Origin of the sequence: Yinghuangia aomiensis (assembly GCF_039542225.1) — a bacterium.
Classification (GTDB): Bacteria; Actinomycetota; Actinomycetes; order Streptomycetales; family Streptomycetaceae; genus Yinghuangia; species Yinghuangia aomiensis.
In genome coordinates this window covers 172,467-188,464 of the sequence record NZ_BAABHS010000014.1, presented here as the reverse complement: position 1 = coordinate 188,464, position 15,998 = coordinate 172,467, and the positions used below count along the sequence as shown (strand labels likewise).

16 protein-coding genes are annotated in these 15,998 nt (G+C 72.8%); 12 read left to right on the top strand and 4 right to left on the bottom strand.

What is annotated here, in order from left to right; translation table 11 throughout:
- Window positions 1–4 precede the first annotated feature (4 nt).
- Window positions 5–583 (top strand): hypothetical protein, encoded by a 579-nt coding sequence (locus tag ABEA93_RS20860; protein WP_345677153.1) that lies wholly within the window; start codon window positions 5–7, stop codon window positions 581–583.
- Window positions 584–755: 172 nt separating this feature from the next.
- Window positions 756–1,070, top strand: a complete 315-nt coding sequence (locus ABEA93_RS20855) for a DUF2516 family protein (RefSeq protein ID WP_345677212.1) — start codon at window positions 756–758, stop codon at window positions 1,068–1,070.
- Window positions 1,071–1,217: 147 nt separating this feature from the next.
- Here ABEA93_RS20855 and ABEA93_RS20850 read toward each other — a convergent pair whose 3' ends face one another.
- Together ABEA93_RS20850 and ABEA93_RS20845 are read right to left on the bottom strand one after the other, a co-directional pair.
- Window positions 1,218–2,678: a C40 family peptidase gene (locus ABEA93_RS20850; protein WP_345677152.1), complete on the bottom strand. Its 1,461-nt coding sequence runs from the start codon at window positions 2,676–2,678 to the stop codon at window positions 1,218–1,220.
- 289 nt (window positions 2,679–2,967) lie between these two features.
- Window positions 2,968–3,801: a class I SAM-dependent methyltransferase gene (locus tag ABEA93_RS20845; RefSeq protein WP_345677151.1), complete on the bottom strand. Its 834-nt coding sequence runs from the start codon at window positions 3,799–3,801 to the stop codon at window positions 2,968–2,970.
- Window positions 3,802–4,163: 362 nt separating this feature from the next.
- Between ABEA93_RS20845 and mshA the strand changes: the two genes are divergently transcribed.
- From mshA to ABEA93_RS20830, 3 genes are all read left to right on the top strand, one after another.
- On the top strand, window positions 4,164–5,498 hold the full coding sequence (mshA, locus tag ABEA93_RS20840) for a D-inositol-3-phosphate glycosyltransferase (RefSeq protein WP_345677150.1): 1,335 nt from the start codon (window positions 4,164–4,166) through the stop codon (window positions 5,496–5,498).
- A gap of 129 nt (window positions 5,499–5,627) precedes the next feature.
- Window positions 5,628–6,155: a type III secretion system chaperone family protein gene (locus tag ABEA93_RS20835; protein ID WP_345677149.1), complete on the top strand. Its 528-nt coding sequence runs from the start codon at window positions 5,628–5,630 to the stop codon at window positions 6,153–6,155.
- Window positions 6,156–6,272: 117 nt separating this feature from the next.
- Complete coding sequence (locus ABEA93_RS20830; protein ID WP_345677147.1) at window positions 6,273–7,031, top strand: phosphoglyceromutase; 759 nt, start codon at window positions 6,273–6,275, stop codon at window positions 7,029–7,031.
- A gap of 129 nt (window positions 7,032–7,160) precedes the next feature.
- Here the strand turns inward: ABEA93_RS20830 and ABEA93_RS20825 are convergent, their stop codons facing one another.
- Window positions 7,161–7,346, bottom strand: coding sequence for a hypothetical protein (locus ABEA93_RS20825; RefSeq protein ID WP_345677146.1), 186 nt, complete (start codon window positions 7,344–7,346; stop codon window positions 7,161–7,163).
- Window positions 7,347–7,739: 393 nt separating this feature from the next.
- On the opposite strand from ABEA93_RS20825, the gene ABEA93_RS20820 reads away from it, so the two are divergent.
- The gene (locus tag ABEA93_RS20820; protein ID WP_345677145.1) at window positions 7,740–8,963 is read left to right on the top strand and encodes a sensor histidine kinase; all 1,224 of its coding nucleotides are present in this window, start codon (window positions 7,740–7,742) and stop codon (window positions 8,961–8,963) included.
- Entirely contained in the window at window positions 8,960–9,640 is a 681-nt protein-coding gene (locus ABEA93_RS20815; protein WP_235051019.1) for a response regulator transcription factor, read from the top strand. Before ABEA93_RS20820 ends, ABEA93_RS20815 begins: the two co-directional genes overlap by 4 nt.
- Window positions 9,641–9,982: 342 nt before the next feature.
- Here ABEA93_RS20815 and ABEA93_RS20810 read toward each other — a convergent pair whose 3' ends face one another.
- Window positions 9,983–10,702, bottom strand: coding sequence for a copper chaperone PCu(A)C domain-containing protein (locus ABEA93_RS20810; protein ID WP_345677144.1), 720 nt, complete (start codon window positions 10,700–10,702; stop codon window positions 9,983–9,985).
- 484 nt (window positions 10,703–11,186) lie between these two features.
- Here ABEA93_RS20810 and ABEA93_RS20805 point away from each other — a divergent pair, with 484 nt between their 5' ends.
- The 5 genes from ABEA93_RS20805 (at window position 11,187) to rlmB (ending at window position 15,997) form a co-directional block, all read left to right on the top strand.
- Window positions 11,187–11,669: a CarD family transcriptional regulator gene (locus ABEA93_RS20805; protein ID WP_231779029.1), complete on the top strand. Its 483-nt coding sequence runs from the start codon at window positions 11,187–11,189 to the stop codon at window positions 11,667–11,669.
- 455 nt (window positions 11,670–12,124) lie between these two features.
- Window positions 12,125–12,859, top strand: a complete 735-nt coding sequence (gene ispD, locus ABEA93_RS20800) for a 2-C-methyl-D-erythritol 4-phosphate cytidylyltransferase (RefSeq protein WP_345677143.1) — start codon at window positions 12,125–12,127, stop codon at window positions 12,857–12,859.
- The gene (gene ispF / locus ABEA93_RS20795) at window positions 12,852–13,376 is read left to right on the top strand and encodes a 2-C-methyl-D-erythritol 2,4-cyclodiphosphate synthase (protein ID WP_345677142.1); all 525 of its coding nucleotides are present in this window, start codon (window positions 12,852–12,854) and stop codon (window positions 13,374–13,376) included. Before ispD ends, ispF begins: the two co-directional genes overlap by 8 nt.
- A gap of 76 nt (window positions 13,377–13,452) precedes the next feature.
- Entirely contained in the window at window positions 13,453–14,862 is a 1,410-nt protein-coding gene (cysS, locus tag ABEA93_RS20790) for a cysteine--tRNA ligase (RefSeq protein WP_345677141.1), read from the top strand.
- 160 nt (window positions 14,863–15,022) lie between these two features.
- Window positions 15,023–15,997: a 23S rRNA (guanosine(2251)-2'-O)-methyltransferase RlmB gene (gene rlmB / locus ABEA93_RS20785; protein ID WP_345677140.1), complete on the top strand. Its 975-nt coding sequence runs from the start codon at window positions 15,023–15,025 to the stop codon at window positions 15,995–15,997.
- Window position 15,998: the final 1 nt, after the last annotated feature.

Sequence of the window (15,998 nt, the reverse complement as noted above, 5' to 3'; positions counted from 1 at the left end):
CACCATGGCGATTGCCACGGACATCAGGAAGACCCTGGCGGACAGCACCCCCTTCCACGCGGTCGTCGGCGCGGGTGACCTCGCCGTCGAGAAGATCCGCGGGGTGCCCGAGCAGGTGGCGGGCATCGCCGCGAAGGCGCCGAAGCTCGACGTCGCGAAGCTGAAGGCCACCAAGATCGACGTGCCGAAGTTCGAGATGCCGAAGTTCGACGTGTCGGCGGTGCCGACCGACCCGAAGGTGATCCGCGAGAAGGTCGCGGGCACCGCGAACGACGTGCAGGACTTCGCCAAGACGCAGTACGGCAAGGCGCGCGTGCAGGTCGAGACCCAGTACGGCAAGGCCGGCGACTACGCCGAGCGCCTCCGCGAGATCTACGCCGAACTCGCCGCCCGCGGCCAGAAGATCGTCGAGGAGCGCCTGGGCACCCAGGACGACGCGGCTGCCGCGCCGCGGCCGGCCGTCGCGCAGCCGCCCGCGGCCACTGAGCCCGCCGCTGCGCCCGCACCGAAGCCGGCCAAGCCGGCCGCCCGCAAGGCGCCCGCGAAGCGCCCCGCGAAGAAGACCCCGCCGCCGGCCGAGTGACCGCGGGCGGGCGGCCGCGCATGGTCCCGTCCGGTGCGCCGCCGTGCGAGACTGGCGGCACCGGGGGTGCGCGAGCGCCCTTCGGGTCCGGGACCGGGCCGTCCGGCCGGATCCGGAAGACGACGACGGTGGTGGAGGAGGAACGATGCCGGGTCAGGTTCTGGCCGGCGGGGTGCTGCTGAGCACGTTCGGGAACGTGGTCGCGTGGCTCTTCCTCGGCCTGCTCCTGTTCAAGGTGTTCTGCTTCGTCGACGCGGCGTTCCGGCGCGAGGACGCGTACCGGGCCGCGGACAAGCAGAAGAAGGTCTTCTGGTTGGTCATCCTGGGTGCCGCGGTCGCGTGGGACCTGCTGCTCGGCTCGCTGATCGGGGTGATCGCCGGGATCATCGCGGCGATCGTCTACATGGTCGACGTGCGTCCGGCGCTCAAGGAGGTCGGCAACGGCCGCCGCGGCGGCGGTCGGATGGGACCGTACGGCCCCTGGTGACCCGCCCGCGGCCCCGCCGCGGAACACCACCGGGCGCGCAACGGAGCACGTGAAAAGGCCGGAACACCCCCCGAGGGTGCTCCGGCCTTTCGCGTGCGTCGATCCTAGGGGCTCCCCGCCCGGCGCGGGAGCGCCGGGCGACCGGGATCAGGTCGGGCCCGTGGACGTCGCGGTGGTCGTGGACTTCTCGCTCGCCCCGCTCTGCGTCGCGGTGCCGGTCGCGGGCGGCGTGGTGTCCGGCGCCGACGAGGTGCCGGACGGGGTGCCGGTGCCGCCGGGCGTGCCGGACCCGCTCGGGGTGCCGCTGCCGCTCGGGGTTCCGGACCCGCCGGGTGTGCCCGTCCCGCCCGGCGTCTCGGTGCCGGGGGTGCCGGTGCCGGGCGACGTGGTGCCGCCGCCGGGCGTGGTGGTCCCGCCGCCCGGGGTGTTGGTCGGGGTGTTCGTCGCGGGCGGGGTGCTCGGTTTGCCCGTGCCGGGGTTCGACGGCTTGGGCGCGTTGGGCATGTTCGGCACCGGCGGTGCCTGCACGGTGCCCGCGCCGCCGTCCGGCCGGACCACGCCGAGTATCGGCATCGAACCGGCCTGCGCGATGGTGACCCAGCGGCCCGGCCGCGGCGCGTGCACCATCAGGCCGTTGCCCAGGTACATCGCGATGTGGCTGGCGTCCGCGAAGTACACGATCAGGTCGCCGGGCCGCATGTCGGAGACCGGCACGCGCGGCAGCCGCGCCCACTGCTCCTGCGAGGTCCGCGGAATCCGCAGGCCGGCGGACAGCCACGCCTGCGAGGTCAGACCCGAGCAGTCGTAGCCGGCCGGGCCGGTGCCGCCCCACACGTAGGGGATGCCGATCTTGCTCAGCGCGAACGAGATCGCCTGCTTCGCGGCGGGCGTGGTGAGCTGGTCGGGGCGGGTGAGTATGCCGTACTGCGCCAGCTGGGCGTTGTTGGTGTTGGCGATCTGGGCGTCCAACGCCTCCAGCGCGGCGAGCTGTTCGGGCGTCAGGCCGGCGATGAGCTTCTCGGCCTCGGCGACCTTCGTCTCTACGTCCGTCTTGGCCTTTTGCGATTCCTCTTCGAGGCGCGCGCTCTCGGCGAGCTGCGCGTCCTCGCTCTTCTGCATGTTCTTGAGCTGCTGCTCGGCCTGCTTCTGCCGCCGGATGGTGTCTTCCTGCGACTGGCTGATGCGGGCGAACGTCGGGGCCTGCTGGAGGAATTGCTGCGGGTTCGAGGACAGCATCAGCGACATCAGCGGGTCGACGCCGCGCGTCGTGTACTGCAGACGGGCGATGCGGCCGATCTCGTCGCGGGATTCGGCGATCTGCTGCTGTGTCCAGACGATGCCCGCGCGGATGTCGTTGACCTTGACCTGCTGCGTGCCGCGTCGCTCGTTGCTCGCGTTGTAGCGCTCGGTGGCCTGCTCCGCTTGGCGGTACAGGTCCTGCAACTGCGTCTGCACGGTGGCCAGATTGAACGGTTCGAGCGGCTGCTGACCCGGGTCCGGGGCGGCGGCAGCCTGCCCGGCGAAGAGCACCGCGCACAGCAGTGCCACTCCCCCCGTGGTCGCGGCACGCCTCATGCGCCGCCGACGGCGGACCCCCGGTATCGCCATGCGCTGACCCTTCCGATCAGTCGGATGCGCTCGCGCCGCGCCTCTGTTCGGATTCCGAACGCGGTCGAACCGGTTCTCAAGAGGACGGAGGTGGCTCTTGAGAACCGGTTCCAGCGACGGATCCTTGCATGTTCCGGCAGGGAACGGCAGAGGAGTTTGCGTGATCGTCCGGATACTTTAAGGGTTGGTTCCGGTGAAATCCGGATAAACCGCAGCCGGAAAATCCGTGTCGCGGCCGGATTTTGCCGGGTTACCCCGCAGTCCAGTGGCGCAGTGATGTGACGAACAGTCAGATCGGCAGGGGGGATACGGCATCCCAGTCGAGTGTCACTTCGCCGCCGCGCGCCCGCGCCGGCGTGGTGCGCACCGGCCAATCCGGCGCCAACGACCGTACCGCGGCGGCCCATCGCTGCCGCGCGCCCAGCGGGGCCAGCGGCGCGAACGTGTCCCACGCGCGGTCGAACGCGGTGAGGAACGCGTGCACCGGCTCGCCCGGCACGTTGCGGTGGATGAGCGCCTTCGGCAGCCGTTCGGCCAGATCCGACGGACGGCCGAGCGTCGCCAGCCGCGCCGCGAGGGTGAGCGTGCGCGGCCGCGCGTCCGCACCGACGGCCACCCACGTGGCCAAGCGCCCGAGTTCGTCGCAGGTGCCCTCGACGAGCACGCCGTCCGGCGCGAGCCTTGCGCACATCACCGACCAGGCCTGCGCGACGTCGCCCTCGCCGTATTGGCGCAGCACGTTGAACGCCCGGATCAGCACCGGCCTGCGGCTGCCCGGCAGCGGCACTTCGAACCCGCCGCGCACGAACGACAGTCCGGGGCCGGCGAACGGCAGCGCCGCCGCGACGCGCTCCGGATCGATCTCGATGCCGACCATGTCCACGTCGCCGCGCACGGCGGCGAGGCGGCGGCGGAACTCGACGGTGGTGACGGGGGAGGCGCCGTAGCCGAGGTCGACGACGAGCGGATCCGCGGCCGAACGGAGCAGCCCGGCGTATTCGGCGGCGACCCACCGGTCGATCCGGCGGAGCCGGTTGGCGTTGGTGGTGCCGCGGGTGACGACCCCCGTCGGTTTCGCCGTCGCGCGGGGGCCGTGTGCACTCCCGGCGCCGCGCTTGACCATGCGGGGAAGTCTAGGTCGTGGCCGGGCGCCGGGCCGGAAGCGGGCCGCCCGCGGACCGGCGTTCGGAGGGGCGGCAGAACTTAGCGCATATGTTCGATTGCCCAGCGTGTCCGACATCACGCATGGGGGGTGGGAATCGGCGGCAACCACCTATCGGTTATCACTTGACTAGGGGTGTTGTCGTCCGAATTAACGGCGGCGCCCGGGAGGGGAACCGGATCGAGGTGCGCCCGCCGCCCGGCGGCCGGGTGCCGAACGGCGTGCCCGGCGCCGTGGACGGCGGGACCGGGCGTGGGCACGGGCACAGGTATGCAGTCGCAGGCAGAGGAGGACCTGGTGGGCGAGCGAAGCGAGACGCGCGGATGAGCCATCACGTGCCGCGGGCGGCCGCGCCCGGAGCGCGCAAGCACACGCTGGCCGGGCGTCGGGGGGCGCCGCGCCGGATCGCCACGCTGAGCGTGCACACTTCCCCGCTGCATCAGCCGGGCACCGGCGACGCGGGCGGCATGAACGTCTACATCGTCGAGATGTCCAAGCGCCTGGCCGCGCTCGGCGTCGAGGTGGAGATATTCACCCGCGCCACCGGCCGCGACCTGCCGCCCGTCGTGGAGATGGCGCCCGGCGTGCTGGTCCGGCACGTGACCGCGGGCCCGTTCGAGGGCCTGTCGAAGGAAGACCTGCCGGCGCAGCTGTGCGCGTTCACCTCCGGTGTGCTGCGCACCGAAGCCATGCGCGAGCCCGGCTATTACGACCTGGTGCATTCGCACTACTGGCTGTCCGGGCAGGTCGGCTGGCTCGCCAAGGAGCGCTGGGGCGTCCCGCTCGTGCACAGCATGCACACCATGGCGAAGGTCAAGAACCTGTCGCTGGCCGCGGACGACCCGCCCGAGCCGTCCGCCCGCGTCATCGGCGAAAGCCAGGTGGTCGAGGCGGCCGACCGGCTCGTCGCGAACACCGTCGAAGAGGCCGAGCAGCTCGTCGGCCTGTACGACGCGGACCCCGAGCGGCTGGCCGTGGTCAATCCCGGGGTCGACCTCGACACGTTCCGGCCGGGCGAGGCCGCCGAGGCCCGGCGCCGCGTCGGGGTGCCGCAGGACGCCACGGTGATCCTGTTCGCGGGCCGCATCCAGCCGCTCAAGGCGCCGGACGTCCTGCTGCACGCCACCGCGCACTTGCTGCGCGCCCATCCGTCGCTGCGCGAGAACCTCGTCGTCGCGGTCGTCGGCGGCCCCAGCGGTACCGGCCTCGCCGCGCCCGAGCACCTGCACAAGCTGGCCGCGTCGCTCGGCGTGCAGGACGTCGTGCGGTTCCGCCGCCCGGTGCCGCAGGACGTGCTCGCCGACTGGTACCGGGCCGCCTCGGTCGCGGTCGTGCCGTCCTACAACGAGTCCTTCGGCCTCGTCGCCATCGAGGCGCAGGCGTGCGGCACACCCGTGGTCGCGGCGTCCGTCGGCGGCCTGCCCACCGCGGTCCGCGACGGCGTGTCCGGGATCCTCGTGGACGGCCACGACCCGGCGGACTACGCCGCCGCGCTCGGCACCCTGGCGCTCGCGCCGCGGCTGCGCGACCGGTACGCCGAGGGCGCGGTCCGGCACGCCGCCAACTTCGGCTGGGCGGCCGCCGCGGCCTCCATGGCCGACGTGTACGCACAGACCGTCGCGGAAGCCGGACGCGTCCGGAGCCTCGCGGCACGCTAGCCCGCGGGCCGGAGACCACCGATCCGGCCCGCGGTACGCCAAGGCGTGTCCGGGGTGTCAAGATCCCCCGGACAAGCCCTAGCGTGGACAGCCCGACAACCGACCGACATCCGAACCCTGAGGTGCACCGTGCAGCACACCCGGGCGCAGGCGGCCGAGACCATCCGGCTCGCCCTCGACGACGCCGAGGTCACCTGGGAGCGCCCCGACGACGACACGTTCGTCGTGACGCTCCCGGGCACCCGCAAGCTCAAGACCACCTGCGCCCTGAAAGTCGGCCGGCACACCGTCACGGTGACCGCGTTCGTGGTGCGCCGCCCCGACGAGAACCACGAGGCGTTCTACCGCTGGCTGCTGACCCGCAACGTGCGGCTGTACAGCGTCGCGTTCTCCCTCGACAAGCTCGGCGACGTGTATCTGACCGGCCGGGTCCCGCTGCACGCGGTCACGGCCGACGAGGTCGACCGGATCCTCGGCGTGGTCCTGGAAGCCGCCGACGACAGCTTCAACACGCTGCTCGAACTCGGCTTCGCCACGTCGATCCGGCGCGAATGGCAGTGGCGCACCGAGCGCGGCGAATCCACCCGCAACCTGGACGCGTTCACCCACCTCCTCGACACGCCGGGCGAACCGGCCGCGGAACCCCCGGCCGGCTGAACCGCGGAACGCCGCGGACCGGCGGGGACCGGCGGGGCGGGCGCGCCGCCGGTCCGGCGCCGCGGCCGGTCCAGACCGGCAGAAAGCCGTACCTCCGCCTCCATTACGCTCGCCCTCATGGCCGACACCGCATACAAGCTCGTCCTCCTCCGCCACGGTGAGAGCGACTGGAACCGCAAGGGTCTCTTCACCGGCTGGGTCGACGTCGACCTGACCGATACCGGCGAGAAGGAAGCCGCGCGCGGCGGACAGCTCCTCACCGACGCCGGCGTGCTGCCCGACGTGCTGCACACCTCGCTGCAGCGCCGCGCGATCCGCACCGCGCAGATCGCCCTGGACGCCGCCGACCGGCACTGGATCCCGGTGCGCCGCTCGTGGCGCCTCAACGAGCGCCACTACGGCGCCCTCCAGGGCAAGGACAAGGCCGCCACGCTCGCCGAGTTCGGCGAGGAGCAGTTCATGCTGTGGCGCCGCTCCTACGACACCCCGCCGCCGCCGCTCGCCGACGACGACACGTACTCGCAGGTGCACGACCCGCGCTACGCCGGCCTGCCGGACGAGATCCGCCCGCGCACCGAGTGCCTCCAGGACGTCGTCACGCGCATGCTCCCGTACTGGTACGACGCGATCGTGCCCGACCTCGAGGCCGGCCGCACCGTGCTCGTCGCCGCGCACGGCAACTCGCTCCGCGCGCTGGTCAAGCACCTCGACGGCGTCTCCGACGAGGCCATCGCGGGCCTGAACATCCCCACCGGCATCCCGCTGCTGTACGAGCTGGACACCGACCTGCACCCGGTCACCCCGGGCGGCCGCTACCTCGACCCGGAAGCCGCCGCCGCGGCGATCGAGGCGGTCAAGAACCAGGGCCGCAAGTAGCCCGCACGGCCCACCCGGCCGAACAGCAGAGCGCCCGCCCCGCAGCACGGGGGCGGGCGCTCGCCGTTTCGCGCCTTTCCGGGGTGTCGCGTGCGGCCGGCGTTCGCCCGTCGGCCGCGCAGCGGGGGATCAGCCGCAGCTGCCGCCGCAGTTGCACGCGGAACCGGCCTTGCAGCCGCAGCCGCACGACGACGGGCAGCTGCACCCCGGCGTCGGCGCGGGCGGCGTGCGCAGGACCGCGGACCGGGGCGTGATCTCGACGGCCACCGGGGCCGCGCGGACGGTGGTGGGCGAGTCGGGCAGGGAGCCGGGCATGGACGACCTCCGTTCACCGGTGGACGTGCCCGGTCCGGCGCCGCACGGGCGTGGACGTCGAACGGGTGTGCGGTGCGAGGCGCGGCGCCGCCCCGGCGGCGTGTGGCGTGGGCCACACCGGCTCCGGTGGCGACGCGCGCGGCCCGCGGTGTGCCGGACCGTGCACGGTGCGTATTCGAGTCAACCCGCCCCGCTCGGCGGCGTCAACGCCGGATGTGGCCAAAGCCTGCGACCAGCCGTTTTGTGGATATTTGCGGAGATCTGGTCAGGCTCCGGACCGCCGCCAAACGGGCTGAACCGGGTGCGGCGCGGCGATGAACAGTCGATGAAGTCCTCAGGTCAAGGCCATCGGGAGGGGTTTCACCCGTTCGTGTCCCCTTTACTCTGGGTGCCGTGGACGTGAACGTGGCCGCGGCGGCCGTAGCCGCCGTGTGTGGGCTGGCTGTCGGCGTTGCCGGGACCCTGGCGTTCCGGTGGAGCGAACGCTCCCAGGGCCAAGGCAGCGGCACGGCGCCCTCCGGGCCCGTCCTCCCGCCCGGCGTGGCGACCGTGCTGTCCGTGCTCCGCTCGTCCGCCGTCGTCCTCGACGAGCACGACGCGGTGGTCAAGGCCAGCTCGGCCGCATACACCTTCGGCCTCGTCCGCGGCGACCAGCTCGTCCCCGACGAACTCCTGCGGATGTCCCGCGACACCCGGCGCGACGGCGAAATAAGACAGCGCGACCTGCTGCTCCCGCGCCGCGACGGCCAGGAACTCGAAGTGTCCGCCCGCGTCGCCCCGCTCGGCTCCCGCCTGGTCCTGCTGCTCGTCGAAGACCGCACCGAGGCCCGCCGCGTCGACGCGGTGCGCCGCGACTTCGTCGCCAACGTCAGCCACGAACTCAAGACCCCGGTGGGCGCGCTGTCCCTGCTCGCCGAGGCCGTCCTGGACGCGAGCGACGACCCGGAGGCGGTCCGCCGCTTCTCCGGCCGCATGCAGGTCGAGTCGGCGCGCCTGACCAACCTCGTGCAGGAACTCATCGACCTGTCACGCGTGCAGAACGACCACCCGCTCCAGGACATCGCCCCGGTACCGGTCGACGACCTGGTCGCCGAAGCGGTCGACCGCTGCCGCCAGGTCGCCCAGAACAAGCAGATCACCCTCGCCGTCGGCGGCGACCCCGGCCTGGTCATCCCCGGCGACCACAACCAGCTCGTGATGGCGCTCGGCAACCTGGTCGAGAACGCCGTCAACTACAGCCCGGAGCGCACCCGGGTCGACATCGACGTGCGGGTCACCGGCCGCAAAGCCGTGATCGCGGTGTCCGACCAGGGCATCGGGATCCCGCACCGCGACCTGGACCGCATCTTCGAACGGTTCTACCGCGTCGACCCGGCCCGCTCGCGCGCCACCGGCGGGACGGGCCTGGGGCTCTCCATCGTCAAGCACATCGTGGCCGGACACGGGGGAGAGGTCACCGTCCGCAGCCTGGAAGGCGTGGGAACCACGTTCACTCTGGTGCTGCCACTTCTGCCCGCCGACGACCGGGGCACGGGCCCCGACGCGGCGTCCACCGCGGCCCAGCCGTCCCCGACCGGGCCGGCTCTGTCGTACAACTCCCGGGAGGCTTCCGGATGACCCGAGTGCTCGTCGTCGAGGACGAGGAGTCCTTCAGCGACCCGCTTGCGTTCCTGCTGCGCAAGGAAGGGTTCGAGGTCGCCGTCGCGGTCACCGGGCCCGACGCGCTGGAGCAGTTCGACCAGGGCGGTGCCGACCTCGTGCTGCTCGATCTGATGCTGCCGGGCCTGCCCGGCACCGAGGTGTGCCGCCGGCTGCGCGCCAAGTCCAACGTGCCGGTCATCATGGTGACCGCCAAGGACAGCGAGGTCGACAAGGTCGTCGGGCTGGAGATCGGCGCGGACGACTATGTCACCAAGCCGTTCTCGTCCCGCGAACTCGTCGCCCGGATCCGCGCCGTGCTGCGCCGCCAGGGCGAGCCCGCCGAGGTCGAGCCGACCGCGCTGGAGGCCGGCCCGGTCCGCATGGACGTGGACCGGCACCGCGTCACCGTCGACGGCGTCAAGGTCGAGCTGCCGCTGAAGGAGTTCGACCTGCTCGAACTGCTGCTGCGCAACGCGGGCCGGGTGCTCACCCGCATGCAGCTCATCGACCGGGTGTGGGGCGCCGGCTACGTCGGCGACACCAAGACGCTCGACGTCCACGTGAAGCGCCTCCGCGCCAAGATCGAACCGGACCCGGGCGCGCCGCGGTACCTGGTGACGGTGCGCGGCCTGGGCTACAAGTTCGAGCCCTGATCGGCCGGATCACCCGCAGAGAGCCGTCTTCCGCGCGACGCGGAGGGCGGCTTTCGCATGTCGGCGGAAGGCACGTGCCGGTCTGATTTCCGACCGGTGGAGTCCCCCTGGCGGGCCCGGTCCGGCACGCGAGGGGTGGGGTTTGGCGGCGGTTGTCCACACAGTGGTGGTTGTCCACAGGGTGTGGGGGCGTTCGCGCCGTGGGGAGGTTGCCGGGTGGGCACCCGGCCGGGTGCCCCGCGGCGGGTGTCAGGCCGCGTTGCGCTGTTGCGCTGTCCCCCGAACGCGCGAGCGGCTGCGGCCCCGGCAGGGGCGCAGCCGCTCGCGTGGCGTTGTCGTGCGTCAGCTCGCGTTGGGGCTGACGGTGTTCGCCGGGCGGGTCGCGGTGCCCGTCGCGGTCGCGCCCCCGGTCGGGGCGTTGCTCGCGCCCCCGGTCGGGGCGCCGGTGGCCGGCGCCGAGGCGGGAGCCGAAGCGGGGGCCGAGGCCGGGGCGGACGGCGACGCCGGAGCGGTGGTCGGCGGGGCGGCGGGCAGGCTCGGAGCCGGGGCGGACGGCGCGAGCTGCTTGTAGTAGTCCTCCGGCGAATGCACCTGGACGCGCACCGAGCCCGAGCCCGCGGTCTTGAAGGTCAGCGTCACCTTGGCGTACTTCCCGGGGGTGACCGGGCTGTCCCCGGACACCGAGGCGACCTTGGCGACCACGCTGTCCGCGCCGCCGGTCAGGTAGACCGCGCCGTGCGCCGGGATGGTGATGGCGCCCGTGCCGGACGCCGACTTCAGCTCGGCGTTCCCGGTCGCGCCGTCGACGGCCACCTGCGTGAGCGTCTCGGCCTGGTCGCCGTCGTTGATGAACGCGCCGCCCAGCGCCATGGCGCCGGACGTCGGACCGCCGCTCACCAGCGTCAGGTTCTGCACCTTGACGTTGCCGACCTGGACGGAAGCGGTGTCCGGCTTGATCTTGGTGGTTTCCGCGTCCGTGCCACTGGAGCAGGCGGCCGCCAAGGGGGCCAGCGCGAGGGCGATGGTTGCGGCGACGGCACCCCGTCGAATGCTGCGGCTCACGGCGGGCGAATCTCCTTGGTCCTTTGTGTCCTTGACAGCCTCGGCGGTCCCGGACAAGGGGGACCGGCGCAAGCCTACTCAGGCGGGATGGGCCACTTGTACGCGGCTCGGATCCCGAGGGTGAAACGGGGACAGCCCGGGCGGGGACACGGCACCCGGCCGTCGGATCACCCACGGAGCACACACGGAGCACACGCGGACAAGTCGGGCGACCCGCCGTCCGGCGCACTGCTGTCCAAAAACAGATGCCTCGGCCCAGTGTGTCCGGTAGGGCCGATAGTCGATTCCGTGTTCGAATGGAGGTGGGTGCAAGTTGACCGTTTTGCCCGGTTTATGGATCACCATGCCGGTCCCGGCGGGGCGGCGCATGCATGTCCGAGTGGCCGTTGTCAAGCCCTGACTAAGGCCCTGACCTGCGGAAACGCCATTCAGGCGCGGCGTGACCCGTGTTACCCTAGAAAGCCACGGAAGGGGTACCTGTCACATGACGTTCAAGGTTGGCGACACGGTGGTCTACCCCCATCACGGGGCCGCACTCATCGAGGCGATCGAGACTCGCACCATCAAGGGCGAGGACAAGATCTACCTGGTGCTGAAGGTAGCCCAGGGTGACCTCACGGTCCGAGTCCCCGCTGACAACGCGGAGTTCGTCGGTGTGCGCGACGTGGTGGGCCAGGACGGCCTCGATCGCGTCTTCGAGGTGCTGCGGGCTCCGCACACCGAGGAGCCGACGAACTGGTCGCGACGCTACAAGGCGAACCTGGAAAAGCTCGCTTCCGGTGACGTTATCAAGGTTGCCGAGGTCGTGCGCGACCTTTGGCGCCGGGAGCGTGACCGCGGCCTTTCGGCCGGCGAGAAGCGGATGCTCGCGAAGGCTCGGCAGATCCTGGTGAGCGAGCTGGCGCTCGCGGAGAACACCAACGAAGACAAGGCAGAGGCGATCCTCGACGAGGTTCTCGCCTCCTGACGCGCGATGCCGGGCGGAACGGAGCGGCGGCCCCAGGCCGCGGCCCCGTCTGTACCGGCACGGTGGATGTGGCCCGTCGGCCGGAGCGATCCGGCGGACCGGGCACGTTTTCGCCACGGGCTTGCGCGGCCCGGTCCGTCGGCGCGCGCCGTATCCGTTCGGCGCGCGCGGCGGCGGACAGCCGTCGTCGGCGCACGGCCGGCGACGTACGGCGATACGCCCGGCTCTCGGTGCCTCGCGGCGCTTCTCGGCGGCGCGGGTTGACCCGTGCGGGTGATGCATGACGTCCGGTCGGCAGGAGGTCGGCGACGGCGGTCTGCTGCTCGGGGGTGCCTGCGGAAGGCCTTCCCCGGCGGCTGCGCGGATACACCCGGTTGCGGCCCGGTACCTTCGGGTGGTCGGTCTCGGGGCGGTGCTGCCGTCCCGGGTTCCAGCGCGCCAAGTGAGGGTGTTCGGTGAGAGCTGCTGTTCTGGTGCCCGCGGCCGGGCTCGGGCTGCGTCTGGGCGGCGGTCTGCCCAAAGCTCTGCGGGAACTCGGCGACGTGCCGATGCTCGTGCATGCGCTGCGGTCGCTGCTGGCCGCGCCCGGTGTCGGTGCCGCGGTCGTCGCCGCGCCGCCGGACGGTGTCGCGGACGTGCGCGGCCTGCTGGCCCGCGAACTCGGCGCCGACGCGCCGGTGACGGTGGTGGCCGGCGGCGCGACGCGCCAGGAATCCGTCTCTCTTGCCTTGGCCGCACTCGACGGCGACTGCCCCGTGGTGCTCGTGCACGACGCGGCGCGCCCGTTCGTGCCGGTCGGCGTCGTGGAAGCGGTCGTCGCCGCGGTCGAGTCCGGCGCGCCCGCGGTGGTGCCCGCGCTTCCGGTGGTCGACACCGTGAAGGAGGTCGCGGCGGAGGACGGCGCCGAACGCGTCGTGCGGACCGTCGACCGGGCCTCGCTGCGGGCCGTGCAGACGCCGCAGGGGTTCCGGCGGGATGTGCTGGCCGCCGCGCACGCTGCGGCGGCGCCGGGCGGCGACACGACCGACGACGCGGGCATGGTCGAGCGCATGGGCGTGGCCGTGACCGTGGTGCCCGGGTCGGAGGAGGCCTTCAAGGTCACCCGGCCGTTCGATTTGCTGCTCGCCGAAGCCCTGCTGGCCAAGCGCCGGGCGGAGCGCGCGTCCGATGCGGAGGTCCCCGTTGTCTGAGCCGTCCGAGCCGTCCGAGCCGTCCGCGGTGCCGGTGAGGGTGCTGGTGCCGCGTACCGGCATCGGCGTCGACGTTCATCCTTTCGAGGAGGGCCGCGACCTGTGGGTGGCGGGGCTGCACTGGCCGGGGGAGACCGGGCTGGCCGGGCACTCGGATGCCGACGTGGCCGCCCACGCGGCGTGCGACGCGTTGTTCTCGGCGGCCGGCATCGGCGACCTGGGCGCGCACTTCGGCACGTCGCGGCCGGAGTGGTCGGGGGCCGCGGGCGTGACGCTGCTGGCGGAGGCCGCGCGGCTGGTGCGCGAAGCCGGGTTCGAGATCGGCAACATCGCGGTGCAGGTGGTGGGCGTGCGGCCGAAGGTCGGGCCGCGGCGGGCCGAGGCGGAGAAGACGCTGTCGGAGGCCGCGGGGGCGCCGGTGTCGGTGTCCGGGACGACCACCGACGGGCTCGGGCTGACCGGCCGCGCGGAGGGGTTGGCGGCGATCGCGACCGCGCTCGTGGTGCCCGCCGGGTAACACGTCCCGGTTCCGGTTCGGGGCCCGGGGCGGAATCCGGGGGCTTCCCGGCGTGCGCACCCCGTAAACTCGCAGGGTGAGCATGCGCCTATACGACACCAGCACCCGCACGGTCCGCGACTTCGTGCCGCTCGTCGAGGGCACCGTCTCGATCTACCTGTGTGGCGCGACCGTGCAGGCGCCGCCGCATATCGGGCACGTCCGCTCGTACCTGAACTTCGACGTGCTGCGGCGGTGGCTCGAGTACCGGGGCAGCGACGTCGTGTTCTGCCGCAACGTCACGGACATCGACGACAAGATCATCGCCAAGGGCACCGAGGCCGGTGTGCCGTGGTGGCGGATCGGCTATCCGAACGAGCGGGCGTTCAACGAGGCGTACGACACGCTCGGCTGCCTCCGCCCGACGATCGAGCCCCGGGCCACCGGCCATGTGCCGGAGATGATCGAGCTGATGCAGCGTCTGATCACCACGGGGCACGCCTACCCGTCGGACGGGGACGTCTACTTCGACGTGCACTCGTTCCCGGAGTACGGCGCGCTCAGCGGCCAGCGCCTGGACGCGATGCGCGACCAGGGCGACGGCGGCGCGGGCGCCAAGCGCGATGTGCGCGACTTCGCGCTGTGGAAGTCGGCCAAGCCCGGCGAGCCTTCGTGGGACACCCCGTGGGGCCGCGGTCGCCCCGGCTGGCACCTGGAGTGCTCGGCGATGGCGCACCGCTACCTCGGCGAGCGCTTCGACATCCACGGCGGCGGCCTCGACCTGGTGTTCCCGCACCACGAGAACGAGATCGCGCAGTCCAAGGCGGCGGGCGACGGCTTCGCCAACTACTGGATGCACAACGCGTGGGTCACCATGAGCGGCGAGAAGATGAGCAAGTCGCTCGGCAACTCGGTGCTCGTGTCGGAGATGGTGAAGCGCTGGCGGCCGATCGTGCTGCGCTACTACCTGGCGTCCCCGCACTACCGCTCGATGATCGAGTACAGCGAGGATGCGCTGCGCGAGGCCGAGGTGTCGTTCTCCCGCATCGAGGGCTTCCTGGAGCGGGCGGCGGAGCTGACCGGCCCGGTGGAGCCGGACGCGCGGGTGCCCGACGCGTTCGCCGAGGCGATGGACGACGATCTGGGCGTGCCGCAGGCCATGGCGGTCGTGCACAACACGGTGCGCGAGGGCAACACCGCGCTGGCCGCGGGCGACAAGGACGCGGTCGCGGCGCACCTCGGTGCGCTGCGCGGCATGCTCGTGGTGCTCGGCCTGGACCCGGCGGCGGAGCCGTGGGTGTCGGGCGACGCGGGAGACCGCACGGGCGATCTGCGGCACGTCGTCGACTCGCTGGTGCATCTCGCGCTGGCGCAGCGGCAGGCGGCGCGCGAGCGCAAGGACTACGCGGCCGCCGACGCGGTGCGCGACCAGCTGACCGCGGCGGGCGTCGTGGTCGAGGACACCCCGCAGGGGCCGCGCTGGACACGGGAGCGGCACCGGCAGTAGGCCGGGGACTGCCCGGGGCCGCACGGCCGCCGGGTTTCGGAGCATCGGACGAGTAGCCGCCCGCGGGCGGTGGGCGTGCGACGGATTCGACGCGGCCGGGCCACGGGCCCGGCCGTACCGTTGTACGTGCGAGACGAGCACATCGAAGGGACGTCATCACATGGCCGGCAACAGCCAGCGCCGCAACCGCCGCAACCCGGGCAGCAAGAAGGGGGCCCAGGTCGGCACCGGCGGGCACAGCCGCCGCGCGCTGCGCGGCAAGGGGCCGACGCCGCCGGCCGAGATGCGCAAGGGGCACGCGAAGCAGCGGGCCGCGAACGCCGCGGCGAAGCGCGCCCAGCAGGACGGCGGCAGCGGCGGGCGCCGCGGGGTGCAGCGCGGCCGGGGCGGCCGGGGCGACAAGGAGATGGTGTACGGCCGCAACTCGGTGGTCGAGGCGCTGCGCGCGGGCATTCCGGCGAATGCGATGTACGTGGCGCAGTTCATCGACTCGGACGACCGGGTGCGCGAGGCGCTCAAGCTCGCCAACGACATGGGGGTGCCGCTGCTGGAGGCGCCGCGTCCGGAGCTGGACCGGCTGACCGAGGGCGGGCACCACCAGGGGCTCGCGCTGCAGATCCCGCCGTACGAGTACGCGCACCCGGACGACCTGGTCGAGGTCGCGCACGACAACGGCGAGGTGCCGCTGATCGTGGTGCTCGACGGCATCACCGACCCGCGGAACCTGGGTGCCGTGATCCGCTCGGCGGCGGCGTTCGGCGCGCACGGTGTCGTGGTGCCGGAGCGCCGCGCGGCGGGCATGACGGCGGGCGCGTGGAAGACGTCGGCGGGTGCCGCGGCGCGGGTGCCGGTGGCGCGGGCGTCGAACTTGCGGCAGGTGCTGGAGTCGTACCAGAAGCAGGGCCTGTTCGTGGTCGGCCTGGCCGCCGACGGGTCGGTGGACTTGGGCGACCTGGACACGGCCGAGGAGCCGCTGGTGGTCGTGGTCGGCTCGGAGGGCAAGGGCCTGTCGCGTCTGGTCACCGAGACGTGCGACCAGACGGTGGCGATCCCGATGGCGGCCGGCAACGAGTCGCTGAACGCGGGCGTGGCGACCGGGATCGTGCTGTACGAGGTCGCGCGGCAGCGCGCCTGAG